Genomic DNA, 16,795 nt, shown 5'->3' with positions numbered 1-16,795 from the left:
ACCATTGCTTCGGCGGCAAGGGAAGAAGCGGATGGCTGGCTATGGGAGGCTGAAATGCCTCGAGCGGAGACTCGAATCCATCACCCGTCGAGCGTGCGACTACCTTGGTCTGTGCTGAAAACCACAGTCGCGGCCCTCAAGACCTGGCAACTATCCGTCTCAAGACGTCGGGAAATCGCGGATTTGTCCCCTGAGCTGTTGAGGGACATTCGGGCCCATGCCATCGATCTGCCGGACCACGGGGCCGATCCTACGCCGGTCGCCAGGGCTGACCCTATTGCGCGCCATCGGCGCGGCCTTGCGAGCACAAGGCCGCCGCCGCGTGCTGGTGGACCATTCGATCGGCGGCATTTTCGAAACCCGCGCCGTCGAGATCACCGCGCGGCTCGGAAGCTGCGGACCAATCGTCAACATTTGGGGAGAGTGCCATGCCCAACCATCAGCGCTCTGCTACGCGCACGACAACACTTGCCCACCAGCCCGGTTCGATCCCGGGCGAGACAGGGCTGCGCGCGGCCGACCGACCAATCGTCACCCAGCAAGAGCTTCCTTCCGCTGTCCCACTGATGGCGCTTTCGACCGGTTTCTGGGCCTTCAAGACTCTGGCCGCCGCGCACGAGTTGGACCTCTTCAGCCGCCTTGCGAGCGGCGCCGCCATCACGGTTGCCGGTTTGGCGGAAGCGCTCGGCCTGCATCAACGACCGGCCGAGATGCTGTTGACCGGCTGCGCTGCACTTGGGCTCCTGGAGAAAACGGACGGCCGCTATCGCAACACGCCCTTAAGCGAAACTTATCTCGTGAAGGGTAAGCCGTATTACTTCGGTGGCTTCGTGCAGATGGCCGACAAGCGACTCTATGCGGGCTGGGGAAGGCTTGCAGAGGCGCTGCGCACGAACCGGCCAACCACATGGGATCCGGCAGTGCAATCCTCGATGTTCGAGGGCGAGGATCCTACGATGCTGGCGCTTTTCTGGGAGGCGATGCATTCGCTTTCCACGATGACCGCGCGCAAGCTCGGCGAAGCCGTGGATCTCAGTCATTTCCGCCGCCTCCTGGACATCGGCGGCGGATCGGGCGCGTACGACATCGAGCTTTGCAAACAATATGGGGCGCTGCGTGCGACCGTGTTCGACTTGCCGCATGTGGCCGCGATCGCCGCGGGAAAGATCGCCGAGGCCGGCTTGACCGACCGCATCGAGACCGCGGACGGCAATTTCTTCGAACAGCTTCCCGGGGATCACGACGTGCATCTCCTGTCGATGATCATGCACGATTGGGACGAGGCGAAGAACCGCGCCCTGCTGCGCCGATCCTTCGAGGCTTTGCCAAGCGGCGGCGCGGTCGTCATCAGCGAGCTTCTCGTCAATGATGAAAAGACCGGCCCGGCGCCGGCCGCGCTGATGAGCCTTAACATGCTGATCGAGACGGAAGGACGAAACTACACCCCGGCCGAGTATTCGGCGTGGCTCGAGGAAGCCGGATTCAGGCACGTCGAGACGGTCTGGTTCGATGCTCCCGCCGCGAACGGCGCCGTGATCGGCCGCAAACCGTAAGGCGCAACGTGGAGCGGATCAGGTGCGCCGCAATCGGCTGGGCGAGCTGCGTAACGGCAGCCCCCGACGGGAGCACGACAAAGGTTGTAGGAGAAGCCAAGAACAACCAAGGGAGAAAACCATGTTTCCAGCGTCAGTTCGTCTCGCATTGCTCACGGCCTCGGTCGTCGTCCTTCCATCATACGCCGCCATGGCCGACGATGCACAGGTCGCGCGTGGCGAGTACCTGGTCACGATCGCCGGCTGCAACGACTGCCACACGCCCGGCTACTTCTTCGGCAAACCCGATATGTCGCGTTTTCTTGGCGGCTCGGATGTGGGCTTTGAGATACCTGGCGTCGGTGTCTTTCCCGGTCGAAACATCACACCCGACAAGGAGACCGGCATCGGCAGCTGGACCCCGGAGCAGATCGTCGCTGCGATCCAGACTGGCCAGCGGCCGGACGGCCGCACTTTGGCGCCGATTATGCCCTGGCCTGCTTTTGCGCATCTCACAGCGGACGATGCCATGGCGATCGCGGCGTTCCTGCAAAGCGTGAAGCCGGTAAGCAACAAGGTCCCGGTCCCGTTCAAGCCTGGCGACACGGTGTCGACATCCATGATGCGGATCATACCGCCGGGCGGAACCGCTGCCGCTGCACCGAAATAGGCCGAAAACCGGCCTTCCACCGGACGTCGTGCTCGACGCCGCCCGGCGTCATCCCGGAGCATGACCAAAATGGCATCCGCGCCGGCCTCGCCATTCGCGGTCAGTCCCACAGCCATTTCCACACGCGGAACTGACGGCGGCTGACGCCGCAATCGCGCATCAGCTGCTTCGTGCAAGCGCGCTGATGCTGCTGATGCTGTCGAGCAGCGGCTGTTGGTCGCCGACCCAAAACCAGTGGTCGTCACCGGCGACCTCGATGAACCGCGCGCCCGGGATCCCGGCGGCCAGGAGCCGCCCCGCCTCGACGCGCACGGCGCGGTCGCCGGACCGGTGCAGGACAACCGTCGGGACGGAGACCTTTGCGAGCAGGGAACGGACATCGGTATCACGCAGGGCTTCGAGCAGACCCGCGACCGCGCCGGGGCTGGAGGCTGCCCTGAGCAATCCCGCCCACCAGGTCTCCGCCTGGCGGTCTCCGGAGAGGCTGGGGGCGAAGGTCTCGATTTCCGCCGGGCCGCCCCAGCCGGCGATCAGCCGCTGCTTCCACAGATCGTATTGCGCGGCGGTCAAGGCGAAGGGATAGTCCGACGCGCGGCTGCCTTTCGCGAGCGAACCCCACAGGACAAGGCCGATAAGCCGATCCGGATGATCGATGGCGAAACGGGCACAACCCGGCCCGCCTTCCGAGGCGCCGATGAGCAAGGCCCGGCTGCTGCCGGCCGCGTTCATGACTGCCAGAATATCCTGCGCTGTCGCTTTGACTGTGGGGCGCACGCCGACACGGTCGGAAAGTCCCATGCCGCGCCGGTCGAACAGGATCAGGCGGCCGAAGCGCGAAACCGCTGATATCCAGGCGCGGCAGCGTCTGTCTTCCCAGATACGCTCGACATGCGAAATGAAGCCGGGAACAAGCACGATGTCCGTCGGTCCGCTGCCGACGATCTGATAGGCGAGATGGATGCCGTCTACTTCGACGTAGCGCGTCCTGGGCACGTCCAAAGTGACATCTTGAGTTGGCTCCCGCACCAGGGCAAGCGTGGCCGGGTCCGGCGCTACGCCGAGTTCGTCTCGTAACAGCCGGACACAGCTTTCGGCCTGGCGCTCGGCTGCCGCCCTGTCCCCGGCCGCCAGGTGGGCGCGGATCAGGTGACGGTGCGCACTTTCGCTCAAGGGGTCGAGTGCCGCCAGGCGCGTCGCATGCACCACCCCGCTGCGTGGTTCGCCGCCGGCGATCTTCGCTTCGATGGTACGCTCCAGCGTCTGCACCAGTCGGCTACGCAAGGCCTCGCGCCTGAAAAAGACCCATTCGTCGAATTCCGGACAATCCGGGAGTGAGAAGCCGCCGAGATAGTCGCCCTTATAGATGTCGGCCGCCTCGTCGAGCGGGCCGACATTGCAGGCATGCTCGAAAATCTTGGAGTCGAGCTCGACGAAAAGCGCCGGGTGTAGGCTGAGGGATGCCCCCGTGGCGGCGATGACCTCCGTGCCGAACGCGATGCGAATTTTATGCAGTGTGCGCCGAAGGCGTGCTCGTGCGGCTTCTTCGTCGGTTTCGGGCCACAGAAGCGTGGCGGCGACCTCGCGCGCCACGGGCCCGCCGGCCTCGGCGACATAGATGAGGAGCGCGGCCGCCTTGCGCAAGGCGAGCTCCACCGGCTGCCCGTTCAGACGGAACTCCGGAAACCCCAGAAGTCGGAACTCCAATCTTTCCATCGACCCGTACGCGGCCGAGCGGGGACGTTCAGGGGACGCCGGCCTTCTATCCATCCCACGACGTCGGGCCGATCGGGCCCGATCAGGAGACTCCTTGGAGCGAGAAATGTCACCGGTCAATACTCTCAGCCAGCATTGCACGTCCGAGGCCATTGCCGGGGGTGGCGTTCCCATCGGCGTCAAGAACGCAGGGAAAGGAGGCTGAGACATGTGCCAATCCTGTCTCTCCTGGTACGCACGCTGCATTGCTCCCTACCTCGTCCACGCCGGCTGTTCGGCAAACGTGTTCGCGCGCATGCGAAGGCGCCTGATCCCGCGGGCGCAGGGCATTGTCGTCGAAGTCGGCTTCGGGTCCGGCCTGAACCTTCCCTATTACGACGCCGCCAGGGTGGAGCGGCTGGTCGGCATCGATCCCGACGGCACAATGCTTGGCCTGGCCGAACCGAAGATCCGTTCCCTGCCGTTCGACGTCGACTGCATCCGGGCCAGCGGCGAAAGGCTGCCCTTGATCGATGGCCTCGCCGACACGGTCGTCGTCACCTATGCCTTCTGCACCATTCCCGACCCTGACGCGGCGCTGACCGAGATCCGCCGCATATTGAAACCTATGGGCCGGCTGATCTTCATCGAGCACGGCCAGGCCGAGGGGCCGCGCGGCCGCAGATGGCAGGAGCGGCTGAACAAGCCGTGGGGACAGATCGCCGGCGGCTGTCATCTCAACCGCCAACCGCTGCACTTGATCCGAGAGGCGGGCTTCCGCATCGTTGAAGAGGAGCGCGGGCGGTTCCCGCTGCCCTTCTGGCAATTGGGAAGCCACTACGCCGGCGTCGCGGTGCTCCGACAGGGTGACGGGCCATCACCCCAGGCCAGATCGTGCATTACGAGGTCCCACGCACATCCGCTTCCGCGCGGAATTGCCGATGACGGTCGTCGGCATCCCGTTCCTGATGCGCGAGGTCACAGAAGATGGCGTGAGGGACAGCTTCTCGCACCGGAGTTAGCCGACATTCAAACCGGGTGCATCCACGTCTCAGATGGGGCTTTGCAACCCTTCTGTTATCGGCGTTCCGATCATTGAATCATAAACCGCGAGCTGAACGGCAGGCTGGCTGCGCCGACGGCTTTCGGGCTGATGGTCACCCGCGCTGGCAACGCTTGGACAGCGGCAAATTCCCGGCCGATATCGGCGCACAAGGCCTTGGCGATTTTCTGCGGCGCATAGCTGGACAGGAGGACCGTCCTGAACTCGACAAACTGGGTCAGCGCCGAGATCGATGCTTTCAGGCGGTTTGAGCATTCCCCCAGCCATTCGGTGTAGGCCTCTCCAAGATCAGGCCACTCAGGGCTGCTGCTCCAGATGATTTCGGACGAGCGTCCGCGCATGGCCAGTTCGCTTTCCAGGCGCATGAGGCCATGATCGAAGCTGGCACTGGAGTTTCCCTTATAGATCTGGTGGTTGAGGATGAGCCTGCTCTGCAGCCTAGCTCCGAGATAGAAGAACAAATAGTCGTTCAGCGGCTTTGCGACACCGAACATGCTCTCGCCGCCGGCCGCCGCGGTGATGTCGTTCTGGACGAAGACCGGCAGCTTGATCTGCTCTTCGATCTCGCTTTGCAAAGCCTTCAGGGACGTGCTCGATCCGTTGCCGGTTGCAGCCATGGCGTCGACCTCATCGGGAACGGCCAGCCCGATACCCGCGACCCGGCTGCGCGCCTCGACCGGCAGGCTCGTCATGGCTTGCCTGATCGTCGCAAGCAAATCGCTGCTTTGCGGAAACGGATTGGCTTCATCCGCGGGCAACTGCGTGTGGAAGCGCACGGTGCCGATGAAGTCGATGAGCGCGATGTCGATCCTGCGCCGGCTGAAGCCGACGCCGACCGCGTAGGCGCCTTCCGGGTTGAGTGAAAGCGGGATGGTGGGGGGCCCGACACGGCCGCGCTGCGCCTCGCCCTGCGAGACCAGCCCTTCCTGTTCGAGGGAGCGGACGATGACCGAGGCCGTCTGCGCCGACAGACCGGTCTTCTCTCCGATTTCCATCCGCGATATGCCCTCGTTCTGAAGCAGCAGCGACAGCACCAGACGCTCGTTGTAGCTGCGCACGCTCAACGCGTTCAGCCCGCTCGCACGATCGGCGATGCGCAAGGGATTGGGTGGTGCAAACCTCATGTCAGGCAAGGGTCGCCCCATCGGTAAGAGCGCATTGCCGGGCGGCGGTATGGTTGCTCATGTCGAGCGGCTCCAGCCGATCGCATCGACCGCGCGGGCGAGTGCGATGCCAAGCAGTCTGTGCGCTTCGGCATCGATGTGAAATCCGTCCGCTTCGCTGCAGGACACCACCGAGCCGGCATCGAAAAAGTGCAGTTCGAGCGAATCCGCCAGCACCTCGAACTCGAGCGCCAGCAGCCGCGATTTCTCCGGTGCGCCGGCGAAGATGGACTTCCACTCCTTGACGTCGTCCTGCATCGGCGGCGGTGCGACGATCATGATTTCGGGTGTGGTGCCGCCCGGACCGGGCGCCAGTTCCTTGATGTCGTAGACAAGGCAGCCGATGCCCATAGCCACTTCCGACGGCGGTTTGTTGAAGCGGATCTTGAGGTCATTGGTGCCGAGCATGATGATGACGAGGTCGAGCGTCGCATGGCTCTGCAGACAGGGGCGGAGATAGGTTCTACCGTTCTTGTGTGCCCCCTCGATCGGATCGTCGTGGACGGTGGTTCGACCGCTCAATCCTTCCTCGATGACATACCAGTCGGGGCCTAGCTGAGCGCGCAGTATCCCCGGCCAGCGCTCAGCCGGGCCATAGCGCTCGAGCGGCCCCTTGCCGGGGATCTGGCCGTGTGTGTTGGAGTCGCCGTAGCACAAGACTGATCGCATGATTTTCCCGCCGGGACTGACCGCGCGCCGGTGCAGGACGAGCGCTCTTCATGATGAATAGCGGAGTGGCGAAAGGCAAGCAACGGAATAGTCATTCAACATGACTAACTATTGACAGGTCAAACCCACTATGCTTCTAAAGTGCCCGGAGGAGTTCTCGACCGTCATCATTGTCCAGCCGAAATTGGGCCTCGACACACATGTATTCGGGGGCGGGAGAATTGCGTGCATAGGTCGGTTCGCGACGACAAGCATGCATCGGGAGAGCGTCTCGCGGCTCGTGCGCGTCCGTACGGCCGGAGCAACCACAAGGAGGAGTTCAATGTTAGGATTGCTGAAAACCGTCGGGCTGGGGATGCTCGTTGTATCAGCGCTTGCCGTAACGTCCCTGGCGCACGCGGAAGATGTCAAGCTGATGGACGGCGTCGCGCCGCGCCCCGACGACACGCGCATGACCGAGGCCGGCGCATTCAAGAAGGATCCCCCCTGGGTGATCGGAATGAGCGACTTCGGCGTCAACGCCAACACCTGGACCGTGCAGGTCGCGCATGAGGCGGAAAATGCCGCGGCAAAGGACAAGCGCATCTCGAAGTTCATCCTGCTCGATGCCGGCTTCGATCAGAAGAAGCAGGTAGCCGATATCGAGGATCTGATCGCCCAGCATGTCGACGCGATCATCGTTCAGCCGGTGACCAGCACGTCCGCCAACGCCAGCATTGCCAAGGCGGTCGCCGCCGGCATCCCCGTCATCCTTCACACCGGCCGCATCGATTCCGATGCCTACACCACCGAAATCCAAGGTGGAGCCGAGCACTTCGGCAAGGTGATGGGCGACTGGCTGGTGAAGACCGTTGGCGACAACGGCAAGATCTGGGTCCTGCGCGGCCTTGCCGGCCACCCGGAAGACACCAACCGCTACAACGGGCTACTGGAATCACTCAAGGGCACGCATGTGCAGATCATCGCCGAGGAGCATGGCGACTGGCAGTATGACAAGGCCAAGAAGCTGTGCGAGACGCTCTATCTGAACAATCCGCAGGTCGACGGCATCTGGTCGTCCGGCGCCGACATGACGCGCGCCTGCGTCGATGTCTTCAAGCAGTTCGGCACGCCGATCCCGCCGATTTCGGGCGAGGGCAACAATGGCTATTTCGGCCAGTGGATCACGGATGGATTCAAGTCGATCTCTCCGGAATACAGCCCGGCCCAGGGTGCTGCCGGCGTGCGCGCCGCTGTAGCCCTGCTCGAGGGCAAGCAACTCTACAAGCGCTATGTCTACAACCCTGATGGCTGGGACAAGGACAAGGCCGCGAAATACTATCGCGACGACCTGACGGCCAATGTCTGGTGGCCGAGCGAACTCCCCGAAGAAAAGCTCAAGGAATATTACGGCAAGAAGTGACACGCCGTGGCCGGCGGGGAGTGGACAAGCGTCCCCGCGGGCCCTTCCAGTGGTGAAGCGAGGGTTTAGTGGCTAATCTTATCGAGATGTCGCACATTTCGAAGGCATTCGGGGGAAGCAAGGCGCTCCACTCCGTTTCCCTCGATCTGAAGGCCGGCAGCGTTCACGCCCTGATGGGCGAGAACGGCGCCGGAAAATCGACCTTGATGAAGATCCTGGCGGGCGTGTATCAGCCCGATTCCGGCGGGATCTTCATGAATGGGGAAAAGCTCGATCTGAAGTCACCGCGCGCCGCGCTCGATGCCGGCATCTCGACCGTTTTCCAGGAACACTCGCTGCTGCCTAATCTGTCGATCGCCGAGAACATGTTTCTCGGCCGGGAGCCGACGAACCGGTTCGGCTCGATCGACTATTCCGCGATGAACAGCCGAACCGCCAAGGCACTCGGCGAACTCGGTCTCACGCTAGACTCCTCGCAACTCGTTTCCAACCTGACCATTGCCGAGCGGCAATTCGTCGAGATCGCGCATTGCATCCAGGCCGACGCCGGCGTGCTTATTCTCGACGAGCCGACAGCGGCGCTCAACGCGGCCGATGTCGATGTGCTCAACCGCAATATCCGCCGCCTGCGCGATAGGGGAAAGGCAATCGTCTATATTTCGCATCGCATGGAGGAAATCTTCGAGCTGTGCGACACTGTGACGGTGCTGAAGGACGGCGCACTGGTCGGCACCAGAACGGTGTCCGAGATCACCACAGACGAACTCATCGCCATGATGGTCGGGCGCGAACTCCAGGACCTGTTCCCAGATCGCACGGGCGACAGGGGCGGCGAAATCCTGCGCGTCGAGAATCTCAGGATCACCGAGACATCGCAGCCTCTGTCGCTGACGTTGCACAAGGGCGAGATCGTCGCCCTCGCCGGGGTTGAGGGACAGGGCCAGCAGCGCTTCCTGCGCTCCTTGATCGGCCGCTACCATCCTTTTGGCGGGACGATTTCCATTAGCGGCAAAACGCTCGACATGCCGCTCTCGACATCATCAGGCGTTCGCCATTTGCAGCAGCTGAAGGTCGGTTTCGTCCCCGAGGACCGCAAGGAGGAGGGGCTCTTTCTCGCTTTGCCGATCGCCCACAACATCGCCATCGGATTGCATTCGAGGCGACGCGAACTTGCGCCGGCGCGGCCCTATCGAAGCGTCATCGCCCGCATGATGGATGTCATGAACATAAAGGCGACAGGGCCGTCCGCTCCGGTCGGTTCGCTGTCGGGCGGCAATCAGCAAAAAGTGCTGCTCGGCCGCTACCTCGCCGCGGATCTCGATCTTCTCTTGGTGGAAGAGCCGACCCGTGGCGTCGACATCGGCGCCAAGTCCGAGATCTACCATCTGCTGCGCGACTTCACCCGCAAGGGTGGCGCGGTGCTGGTGCTGTCGCGCGAGACGATCGAGCTGATCGGGCTTTGCGACCGCATCTATGTCGTCCACCACGACACAGTCGTGGCCGAAATGCCGGCAGCACAGGCGACGGAGCACAAGATCCTCGACGCGGCCCTGACGGGCGGCTCGGCGCGCCGGCACTAGGGGCCTTCCATGTATCGTAGCCTGTCCAACATCGTGAGTGGCCGGAACACACGGCAGGGCCAATGGGGTCTGCCATTGTTGGTTGCCTTGCTCATTTCGCTGTGGCTCTCGGTTCAGACGACGCAGTTCGCAACGGCCGAAAACCTTTTCAACCTGGTTGCGCAGGCGATGCCGCTGGTCATCGCGGCGGCCGGACAACTCGTCGTCGTGCTCGTCGGCGGGCTCGATCTGTCGGTCGGCTCGGTCATCAGTTTCACGACGGCGGTGCTGGCGCTCGACCAGCCGGCGATCGTGCTGATCCCGGCGGTCTTCGTGCTGGCCGCATTCATCGGGCTGATCAACGGCCTGGCGATCACCCGTTTCAACGTCCATCCAATCATCGCCACGCTATCGACGCAGTACATTGTCCTTGGCATCACGCGCATCTTGCGTCCCGTCTCCGGCGGCACCGTTCCGGAGATCGTCATTGCTGCCGTCTCAGGCAGTTTCCTCGGTATTCCTTATCCGGTCTTTTGGGGAATCGTCGTGATGCTGTTGGCTTGGAAGCTGCTCTACGGATCGCGATACGGCCTGCATCTGTTTGCGATCGGCGGCGGCATCGCGTCGGGGGCCGAAAGCGCTGCCCGCAATTTCGGCGTCTCCGATCGCCGCAACATCATCCTCGCCTATGTGGTCTGCTCCTGTTTCGCGGCCGTTGCCGGTGTCTTCCTGGCCGGGCGCATCGTGTCGGGTGATCCAAATGTCGGGTTGCTTTTCGAACTCGACACGGTCACCGCCGTCGCACTTGGAGGCACCCAGCTTTCAGGCGGAATCGGCAGCCTGCACGGCACGGTGATCGGCGCGCTTGTGATGGCACTGCTGGCCAATGGCATGAACCTCGCCAACGTCTCGCCCTTTGTCCAGACGGCGATCAAGGGCGGCATTCTCTTGGCCGTGGTCGGGCTGCAATCCCGCAAGAAGATGGGGCTCTGAGCGATGACTGCCGTTCTCGCAAACCCGATCGCCCGGCGTCTGCTTCGCATACCGCCGTCCTACTTTGTCTTCCTCGTGCTTCTGGCCACGCTGTGGGTCGCACGGCCGAACATGCTCAACCTCAACATCATGGGCATCTTCATCAGGCAGATCGTTCCGCTCGGCATTCTCGTGCTGGGGCAGCTCGTCGTCATGCGCGTGAAGTCGATCGACCTCTCCGGCGGCGGCATCATCCTGCTGATCAACTATTTCATCTCGTCGGGCAGTTTCCCGGGCGCGTCGCTGCCCTTCTTCGTCGTACTGGCGCTCGCCACGGGCCTCGTCATTGGCCTGTTCAACGGCTTCATGATCGGCATCCGGCGGGTGTCGGCCGTCATAGTCACGCTGGCCGTCAGCATCATCCTGGTCGGACTGGTGCAGTTCCTGTCGAGCGGCAATCCACCCGGCGATGTGCCGAAACTGTTCAACGACCTCTACAACACGAAGTTCCTGTCGGTTCCGACGCCGGTGCTGTTCTGGATTATGCTGACCGCCGCGGTGTGGCTGCTTCTGTCGCAGACAGTGTTTGGTCGTTACGTGGCCTCTGTCGGCGAGAATGCCGAAGCCGCCCATTTTTCCGGCGTGCCGGTCCAGCGCACGGTCATCCTGGCGCATACGCTCGCCGGCCTGATCGCGGCGATCGCGGCCCTGGTACAGACAGGTTCAATCGCCGTCGGCAGCGTGCGCGTCGGTCTCGACCTGCCGATCCTGGCAGTCGCGGCGACAATCCTTGGCGGCGTCGCCTTCGGTCGCGGCGACGGCGGCGTCTGGGGACCTTTCTTCGGCTCGCTGTGCTTCGCGCTTTTGTTCGTCGTGATGACGGTGCTCGGCATCGACGAACCCGGCAAGCTCATCGCCCAGGGCGTCATCATCCTCGGTGCGGCGATCTTCTACGGAGTGCGCGTGCGAACCTCCTGAATCGAAACAAGGCAAGCCGGCACCGGCGTTAGGGCTGGATCGATAGATCTGCACGTTCAGACAACTGCAAACAGATGGAGAAACATGGATGTCACCGCCAAAAAATATCATGTGCTACGGCGACTCGCTGACCTGGGGCTGGGTTCCGGTCAAGGAAGGGTCGCCGACCTACCGCTACCCCTATGATCAGCGCTGGACGGGTGTTATGGCGGCGGCGCTGGGAGCGGGCTACCACATCATCGAAGAAGGTTTGAGTGCGCGCACGACCTGTCTCGACGATCCCAACGACCCGCGCCTCAACGGCGCCAATTACCTGCCCTCTGCCATCGCCAGCCATCTGCCGCTGGATCTGGTCATCGTCATGCTGGGCACCAATGACACGAAATCCTATTTTCGCCGGACACCCTACGAGATCGCTAACGGAATGGCGAAACTGGTCGGGCAGATCCTGACGAGCGCCGGCGGTATCGGCACGCCTTATCCGGCTCCGAAGGCGCTGGTCATCGCGCCGCCGCCGCTGACCCCGATGCCCGATCCCTGGTTCGAGGGCATGTTCGGCGGCGGCCACGAAAAATCCAGGGAGCTGGCCAGGCAGTACAAGGCGATGGCGGATTTCATGAAGATCGACTTTCTGAATGCCGGCGATTTCGTCACCACGGACGGTATCGACGGCATCCATTTCACCGCTGGCAACAACGCCGATCTCGGCCGCGCGGTCGCCGACAAGGTCAAGTCTATTCTTGAGCCAAGCCGCGCCAGCACCGCCGCCTGAAGTCGCAACGCCCGCCGGCTTGCGACATACAGACCGGATCGCAGACATATCGCATTTGTGACACACATTATGGACCCAACGATGAGCCCGGTTCCGTAATTCTGCCCAACACGTTCCGTGGCACTTGACCCACTTGCTTTTATGAAGACGAGCTATCCACTCAAGCCGTTCAACAGGCGCACATTCGAGGTTTGCCTGGGCCGATAGTAAGCTTGGGCTCCTCGTCCTTCACACCGCCTGCACCGCCGCCGCCAATCCTCGTATGATCTTCGCCAGCTCCCTGCACTCATTGTGCAAGGTGCTGTTGCGCCGCCAGGCAAAGCAGATCGTGCGCTGCGGCATGGGTTCCTGGAACGGCACGATCTTGAGATCGGGGATAGTGCCGGCAGGTCCCGTGGCCATTTCCGGGATCAGCGTCACGCCGAGCCCGTGCGCCACCATCTGCAAGAGCGTGGTCAGGCTGGTGGCGCCGTAGCTTGCCATCGCCACCGGCCGCACATTGCCGCAGACAGCCAGTGCCTGTTCGCGCAGGCAATGGCCCTCCTCCAGCAGCATCAGCCTTTCCAGCGCCGGGCTTTCAGGCGGCACCGGCGGCGAGGCGAAAGCCGGATCGCCTGACGGCACGGCCAGGAAAAACCGGTCGGGGAACAAAGCCTCGGTCACCAGGCCGGGATGGTCGAGCGGAAGCGCGGCGATGAAGGCATCGAGCTTTTGCGACGCGATGTCCTCGACGAGCGAGGCGGTCACCGCCTCGCGCAGTTCGAGCAGCAAGTCCGGGAAATGCATTTTCAGCTCGGGCAGCGCACGCGGCAAAAGATAGGGCGCGACGGTCGGGATGATGCCCAGCCGGAAGCGCCCTCCCATGGCAGGGCGGCCACGCCGGGCGATGGTCTCGACCTCGCGTATGTCGGAAAGGATGCGTTCGATGCGCGGCAAAAGGGCTGCCGCCTCGTCGGTCATGCGCACCGATTTGCCGCCGCGTTCGAACAGCCGGCAGTTCAGCCGCTGCTCCATTTCCGCGATCTGCGAGGACAGCGCCGGCTGGCTCACGCCTGCAAGTTTCGCCGCACGCCCGAAATGCAGCGTCTGCGCAAGTGCGTCGAAATAATGCATCTGGCGGACGGTTAGGCCTATCATAAGAAAATCCTATTGAAAGGAACAGGAAAGGCAATTTGTTTTTATCGGCAGGCTGGCCTAGTCTGGAATCATTCCAGGATGGCGGCGCTGGCTGCCCGGAACCCTCGGCAAAAAATTGGAGTGCAAGATGGACGCGAAAACCGACGACAACAGCGCGGGCAACTGCCCTGTCGCGCATGGACCCGGTGCCAGGACCAACCGTGACTGGTGGCCCAACCAACTGGACCTCAGCGTTCTCCACCAGCAGTCGAACCTCTCCGACCCGATGGGCGAGGACTTCGACTATGCCAAGGAATTCGCGAGCCTCGATCTCGACGCGGTGATCAAGGACCTGCACCATGTCATGACGGATTCGCAGGATTGGTGGCCGGCCGACTTCGGCCATTACGGGCCGCTGTTCATCCGCATGGCCTGGCACAGCGCCGGCACCTACCGCATCGGTGACGGCCGCGGCGGCGCCGGCGCCGGCCAGCAGCGTTTCGCACCGCTCAACAGCTGGCCTGACAACGCCAATCTCGACAAGGCGCGCCGCCTGCTGTGGCCGGTCAAGCAGAAATATGGCCGCAAGATTTCCTGGGCCGACCTGCTGATCCTCACCGGCAATGTCGCCCTGGAATCGATGGGCTTCAAGACCTTCGGCTTCGCCGGCGGCCGCGCCGACGTCTGGGAACCCGAGCAGGACGTCGATTGGGGATCGGAAACCAAATGGCTCGACGACGAGCGCTACTCCGGCGACCGCGAGCTTCGCGGCCATCTCGGGGCCGTGCAGATGGGCCTGATCTACGTCAATCCGGAAGGCCCGAACGGCAAGCCTGATCCGCTTGCCTCGGCACGCGACATCAGGGAAACCTTCGGCCGCATGGCGATGAATGACGAGGAGACAGTGGCGCTGATCGCCGGCGGCCACACCTTCGGCAAAACCCACGGCGCCGGCGATGCCTCGCTGGTTGGCGCCGAGCCGGAAGGCGCCGGCATCGAGGCGCAGGGCCTCGGCTGGTCGAGCAAGCACGCGTCGGGCATTGCCGGCGATGCCATCACTTCGGGGCTCGAGGTCACCTGGACCACGACGCCGACCAAATGGAGCAACAACTTCTTCGACAACCTGTTCAATTACGAATGGGAATTGACGAAAAGCCCGGCCGGCGCCCATCAGTGGACGCCTAAGGGCGGCGCAGGTGCCGGCACGGTGCCGGACGCGCATGATCCCTCCAAGCGCCGCGCGCCGGCCATGCTGACCACCGATCTCGCGCTGCGGGTCGACCCGGCTTACGAGAAGATCTCGCGGCGGTTCCACCAGAATCCGGATCAGTTCGCCGATGCCTTCGCCCGCGCCTGGTTCAAGCTCACCCATCGCGATATGGGCCCGGTCGTTCGCTACCTTGGCCCGCTCGTGCCGAAGGAGGAGCTGATCTGGCAGGATCCGATCCCGGCCGTCGACCATGAACTGGTCAGCGAACAGGATATCGCATCGCTGAAGGCCAAGATCCTGGCCTCGGGCCTGTCAGTTTCCGAACTGGTCTCGACCGCCTGGGCTTCGGCCTCGACGTTCAGGGGTTCCGACAAGCGCGGCGGCGCCAATGGCGCCCGTATTCGGCTGGCGCCGCAGAAGGACTGGGACGTCAACCAGCCTGCTGAATTGGCCAAGGTGCTTGCCACGCTCGAATCCATCCAGAAGGCGTTCAACGCGGCACAGACCGGCGGGAAAAAGATCTCGCTGGCCGATCTGATCGTGCTCGGCGGCGTCGCCGCGGTCGAGAAGGCGGCAAAGGATGGCGGCAACGAGGTGAAGGTGCCGTTCACGCCGGGCCGCATGGATGCCTCGCAGGAACAGACCGACGTCGCCTCCTTTGCCGCGCTTGAGCCGAAAGTCGACGGCTTCCGCAACTATGTCCGGGGGCCGCAGCCGATGTCGATCGAGGCGATGCTGGTCGACCGGGCACAGTTGCTGACGCTGACCGCGCCGGAGATGACGGTGCTGGTCGGCGGCCTGCGGGTGCTCGGCGCCAATACCGGCAAGTCCAGGCACGGCGTGTTCACCGACAGGCCGGGCACGCTGACGAACGACTTCTTCGTCAACCTGCTCAGCATGAACACGGTCTGGGATCCGGCCGCCGGTTCGGATGAGATCTACGAAGCGCGCGACCGCAAGACCAAGGCGGTCAGGTGGACCGGTACCCGCGCCGACCTTATCTTCGGCTCGCATGCGCAGCTGCGTGCGCTGTCTGAGGTGTACGGGTCCGCGGATGCCGGGCAGAAATTCGCCAGGGATTTCGTCGCGGCGTGGACCAAGGTGATGAACGCCGACCGGTTCGACATCGCTGCCTGATCCGAGCAAGGACTTCTCGACCCAAGAAAAAGGCGCGGGGCTTGGCCCCGCGCCTTTTTCTTGTCCAGGCTTCCGAAGTCAGTCCTTTTCGAAGACGCGCGCCTTGGCGACGACGCCGGCAATGGCGCCGCCGATCAGCGGCGCGACGATGAACAGCCAGAGCTGGCTGATCGCGGCGCCGCCCGAAAACAGCGCCGGGCCAATGGAACGGGCCGGATTGACCGATGTGCCGGTCACCGGGATCATGGCGAAGTGGATACCCGCCAGCGTCAGGCCGATGACCAATCCAGCGAAGGCCGTCGCATGCCTTTCCGCGGTAACGCCGAGGATCACGGTGACGAAGGTGAAGGTGCCGATCAACTCCCACAGGAACGCGGAAGAGACGCCCCATTTCGTCTCGTCCCAGCCATTGGCGCCGAAGCCGCCAGTGTGTCCCCCGACCTGGCCGGAGACGATGATCCACAGCGCCAGCGATGCCAGGATGGCGCCAATGATCTGTGCGATCCAGTAGGGGATGACGTCCTTGGCCGGCAACCGGCCGGCAAGGAACACGCCGAGTGTCACAGCCGGGTTGAGATGCGCGCCCGAAATGGGGCCGATCGCGTAGGCGGCCGCGATAAGGCCGATGCCGAAGGCCAGCCCGATGCCTTCCTGCCCGAGCGGCAGCGCGCCGCCGAAGCCACCCGTCACCACCGACGCGGTACCGATGAACACCAACAGAAATGTGCCTAGAACTTCCGCCAGATAAGTCTTCATTGCCATCTCCTCGTGACGATCCGCCGGTCCACGCTTTCCGCGCCGCGAATCATGGCGGCAAGAGTATTCCCAACCGAAAAACTTGGAAAGCTGAGCTGTCGCAT

General features: G+C 63.3%; 14 protein-coding genes. 9 read left to right on the top strand and 5 right to left on the bottom strand.

Annotated elements, in window-relative coordinates:
* Positions 1-428: 428 nt before the first annotated feature.
* Both FJ490_RS29245 and FJ490_RS29240 read left to right on the top strand, forming a co-directional pair.
* Positions 429-1,553: an acetylserotonin O-methyltransferase gene (locus FJ490_RS29245; RefSeq protein WP_246672720.1), complete on the top strand. Its 1,125-nt coding sequence runs from the start codon at positions 429-431 to the stop codon at positions 1,551-1,553.
* A gap of 190 nt (positions 1,554-1,743) precedes the next feature.
* Positions 1,744-2,202, top strand: coding sequence for a cytochrome c (locus FJ490_RS29240; RefSeq protein ID WP_246672722.1), 459 nt, complete (start codon positions 1,744-1,746; stop codon positions 2,200-2,202).
* A 159-nt stretch (positions 2,203-2,361) separates the two neighbouring features.
* Here the strand turns inward: FJ490_RS29240 and FJ490_RS29235 are convergent, their stop codons facing one another.
* Positions 2,362-3,915, bottom strand: a complete 1,554-nt coding sequence (locus tag FJ490_RS29235; protein ID WP_140729344.1) for an alpha/beta hydrolase — start codon at positions 3,913-3,915, stop codon at positions 2,362-2,364.
* Positions 3,916-4,123: 208 nt separating this feature from the next.
* Here FJ490_RS29235 and FJ490_RS29230 point away from each other — a divergent pair, with 208 nt between their 5' ends.
* Positions 4,124-4,993: a class I SAM-dependent methyltransferase gene (locus FJ490_RS29230; protein WP_224705541.1), complete on the top strand. Its 870-nt coding sequence runs from the start codon at positions 4,124-4,126 to the stop codon at positions 4,991-4,993.
* Here the strand turns inward: FJ490_RS29230 and FJ490_RS29225 are convergent.
* Positions 4,987-6,057, bottom strand: a complete 1,071-nt coding sequence (locus tag FJ490_RS29225) for an ROK family transcriptional regulator (protein WP_224684945.1) — start codon at positions 6,055-6,057, stop codon at positions 4,987-4,989. The two genes, FJ490_RS29230 and FJ490_RS29225, sit on opposite strands and share 7 nt — an antisense overlap.
* An 81-nt stretch (positions 6,058-6,138) precedes the next feature.
* Positions 6,139-6,789, bottom strand: coding sequence for an SGNH/GDSL hydrolase family protein (locus FJ490_RS29220; protein ID WP_140498346.1), 651 nt, complete (start codon positions 6,787-6,789; stop codon positions 6,139-6,141).
* Positions 6,790-7,111: 322 nt separating this feature from the next.
* Here FJ490_RS29220 and FJ490_RS29215 point away from each other — a divergent pair, with 322 nt between their 5' ends.
* From FJ490_RS29215 to FJ490_RS29195, 5 genes are all read left to right on the top strand, one after another.
* The gene (locus tag FJ490_RS29215; RefSeq protein ID WP_140729343.1) at positions 7,112-8,191 is read left to right on the top strand and encodes a substrate-binding domain-containing protein; all 1,080 of its coding nucleotides are present in this window, start codon (positions 7,112-7,114) and stop codon (positions 8,189-8,191) included.
* A 68-nt stretch (positions 8,192-8,259) separates the two neighbouring features.
* Positions 8,260-9,771, top strand: coding sequence for a sugar ABC transporter ATP-binding protein (locus tag FJ490_RS29210; RefSeq protein WP_140729342.1), 1,512 nt, complete (start codon positions 8,260-8,262; stop codon positions 9,769-9,771).
* Between the two features lie 9 nt (positions 9,772-9,780).
* Complete coding sequence (locus tag FJ490_RS29205; RefSeq protein WP_140515064.1) at positions 9,781-10,743, top strand: ABC transporter permease; 963 nt, start codon at positions 9,781-9,783, stop codon at positions 10,741-10,743.
* Between the two features lie 3 nt (positions 10,744-10,746).
* Complete coding sequence (locus FJ490_RS29200) at positions 10,747-11,700, top strand: ABC transporter permease (RefSeq protein WP_140498342.1); 954 nt, start codon at positions 10,747-10,749, stop codon at positions 11,698-11,700.
* An 88-nt stretch (positions 11,701-11,788) separates the two neighbouring features.
* The gene (locus FJ490_RS29195; RefSeq protein WP_140498341.1) at positions 11,789-12,472 is read left to right on the top strand and encodes an SGNH/GDSL hydrolase family protein; all 684 of its coding nucleotides are present in this window, start codon (positions 11,789-11,791) and stop codon (positions 12,470-12,472) included.
* Positions 12,473-12,700: 228 nt separating this feature from the next.
* Here FJ490_RS29195 and FJ490_RS29190 read toward each other — a convergent pair whose 3' ends face one another.
* Positions 12,701-13,609, bottom strand: coding sequence for a hydrogen peroxide-inducible genes activator (locus FJ490_RS29190; RefSeq protein WP_140498340.1), 909 nt, complete (start codon positions 13,607-13,609; stop codon positions 12,701-12,703).
* A gap of 127 nt (positions 13,610-13,736) precedes the next feature.
* Between FJ490_RS29190 and katG the strand changes: the two genes are divergently transcribed.
* Entirely contained in the window at positions 13,737-15,935 is a 2,199-nt protein-coding gene (katG, locus tag FJ490_RS29185; RefSeq protein WP_140672389.1) for a catalase/peroxidase HPI, read from the top strand.
* Between the two features lie 78 nt (positions 15,936-16,013).
* On the opposite strand, the gene FJ490_RS29180 is transcribed toward katG, so the two are convergent.
* Positions 16,014-16,691, bottom strand: a complete 678-nt coding sequence (locus FJ490_RS29180) for an MIP family channel protein (protein WP_140581171.1) — start codon at positions 16,689-16,691, stop codon at positions 16,014-16,016.
* Positions 16,692-16,795: the final 104 nt, after the last annotated feature.

The organism is Mesorhizobium sp. B2-5-11 (assembly GCF_006440835.1).
Lineage (GTDB): Bacteria > Pseudomonadota > Alphaproteobacteria > Rhizobiales > Rhizobiaceae > Mesorhizobium.
Note: the sequence above shows the minus strand (reverse complement) of the source record. Positions and strands in the feature narration are given on the sequence as shown.